Below are 2,471 nucleotides of genomic sequence, written 5' to 3'. Positions count from 1 at the left end.
TCCGCCGGTAAGAGGTCCGATGCCGCCGATCTTGATGGCAGCGGTGGTTGCCCCGGCGTCGGAGCCGGAGGCGCTGCCGCCGGACGCGGCGGGCGCGGAGGTTCCGCCGTTGCTGCCGCAGCCGGCAAGAGCGGCCATCATGGCAGCCGCAAGGACAAAGCTCAAAATTTTCTTCTTTTTCATCGTTACAATCTCCTTTAAAGTTGTTAGTCGCGATGGTTCTCCGGCGGGGCCGGGGACCGACGGCCGTTCGGTCCTCTTTCCGCCTCGAATGCTCAGTCTATACAAAAAAGCGGCTGCACTCCAAGAGCGCAGCCGCTTTTCGTAACGAAAATTATGCGGTGACACGTCTCCTGCGCCTATTCACTTTCCCGATAATCAGCAGCCCTACCAGTACCAATACCAATACCAGAATTGCCAGCAACAGGCCTACTACGAGAATGGTGCTAATCAGGCTGATAGAAATATTGGCAATAATAGCAATAATAATAATGGACGCCGCAATAACGGCGTCCAGAAGGGCAGCAATGTTCATATTGGAAGCAGAACGAGTGCAGGCGAAAGAAGCCTCTGCATAATTGGCAGACGCGGTCATATCGGTATAAAAACGATTGGTAAACATCATAACCGTCAGGCTCCTTTCCAAAAAATCATTCGGCCTTGCCGATGTGGTGGCTCAAATGGGTTGGTCTTATTGTAGCGGCGCAATCCGTGAATGTCAACCGCCAAAACGACAGCAGTTTTCATAAATCAATCGTTTAAAACCAAGATGTATAGGACATTTATCACAAAAACGTCTCTTTTGACCACAAATATGTCATACCTCTTCCCTGTTGTCTGCTGAGTCAAAACCATCTTTTTTCATCGTTTTCTCCGTTAAAAAAGCCCGGCCAAAGCCGGGCTTTTCCAAAAATCAACGCGCTTAATCTGGCACGGTAGGCACAGCTTCGGCGGGAACTGGGCAGGTGTATCCCTCTTCCGTGCGGCGGAGAAACTCTGCTTTGGCCTTCTCCAAGATTTCAGGACCGTTCAGAAGGTCGATGGCGGCAGCACACAGCACCTTTCCCGCGTGGACGGCGGCCTTGTGGCCAATGGCAGTCCGGTCGCAGGAAACATTTTGCCAGCTATGCCCGGGGCAACCGTTGGGCCAGGCAGCCACATGAATCTGCGCTGTGGGACACTGCCAGCTTACATCGCCCACGTCGGTAGAGCCGGGTTTAAATGCCTCTCCCTGATACAGCGGGAGAAGAAATTCGTTCATTGCACCGCTATTTTGATTACGAAGAGTTTTCACCTTTGTAGCATATTCCGCATCGTAATCACATCCGATGCCCGGAAGGTAATCCGATCCATCGTAGGTTTTCGACAAAGCATCGGCAAAGACCCTCTCTTCCTCCGTGAGAGAGGGAACCCCCAGCACGGAAAAATTCTCATACAGCAACTTTTCCAAAGTGTGGTTGGTCACCGTGTCTGCCAGCCCGTCGATAAAGGTACGCTCGAAGGTGGTGTCGGTCATCAGCGCCGCGCCCTCGGCAATGCGGTCCACCCGCGCTTGCAGTGCAACCGCCTCGGAAACATGGTTGGAGCGAACCATGTACAGCACCGTTGCCCGGGGCTGGACGACATTGGGGCTGCGCCCGCCCGCATCGGTGATGGCATAGTGGAGCCGGGCTTTGTCGCTCATGTGCTCCCGCAGAAACTGGACGCCAATATTCATCAGCTCCACCGCGTCCAATGCGCTGCGGCCCTGCTCCGGGCTTCCCGCCGCGTGAGAGGCCACGCCCGTAAAGCGGTACTGCACCTGAATGCAGGAGTTGGAGGACCCGGTGGCCACCTCGTTCCGGTCCTCCGGATGCCACGTCAGCGCCACATCCAGCCCGCGCCAAAGCTCTTCCCGGGCCATAAACGCCTTTGCCGCGCCGCCTTCCTCACCCGGGCAGCCATACAGCACCACGGTGCCGGGGCGCTTCGTCTCCTCCAGATAGGCCTTCACGCCTATCGCCGCAGCCATGGCCCCTGCGCCCAGCAGATTGTGCCCACAGCCGTGGCCGCAGCCGCCGGGAATCAACTCCGCCCGATCAAGGCTTCCTCCCTTTTGGGACAGGCCGGACAGCGCGTCATACTCGGCTAGAATCCCGATGATGGGCCGCCCCGCACCGAAGGACGCGGAAAAGGCCGTGGGGATCTTGCAAATTCCTTTTTCCACGGCAAAACCCTCGTTTTCCAGTACCTCGCAGTAAAGCGCTGCGGACCGCTCCTCCTGCAAGGACAGCTCCGCAAATTCCCAGATGGCATCCGCCGTTCGGGTAATCAGCTCTGCCTTTTCGTCAATGGCGGCAACCGCCTTTTGTTTTTCCTTGTCGATCATCTCATCGCTCCTTTTCTACAGGACCGCAGCGCTGCCCCGCTTTCTTTTTATTCTGCCGCCGGAACTCGCTTCACAAGAAGCGCCGCACGATGGCAACACCCCC

Annotated in this window: 2 protein-coding genes and 1 pseudogene; all 3 read right to left on the bottom strand. The window is 56.5% G+C overall.

The features are described from left to right. Positions 1 to 183, bottom strand: a pseudogene (locus RT018_RS09730) (amino acid ABC transporter substrate-binding protein); the annotation flags it as partial. 151 nt (positions 184 to 334) lie between these two features. Further along, entirely contained in the window at positions 335 to 625 is a 291-nt protein-coding gene (locus tag RT018_RS09725) for a hypothetical protein (RefSeq protein ID WP_312941447.1), read from the bottom strand. 297 nt (positions 626 to 922) lie between these two features. Beyond that, entirely contained in the window at positions 923 to 2,368 is a 1,446-nt protein-coding gene (locus tag RT018_RS09720; protein ID WP_312941445.1) for an amidohydrolase, read from the bottom strand. Between the last annotated feature and the right edge of the window lie 103 nt (positions 2,369 to 2,471).

The organism is Oscillibacter sp. (genome assembly GCF_032060045.1).
In the GTDB taxonomy this organism is placed as follows: Bacteria; Bacillota; Clostridia; order Oscillospirales; family Oscillospiraceae; genus Oscillibacter.
Note: the sequence above shows the minus strand (reverse complement) of the source record. Positions and strands in the feature narration are given on the sequence as shown.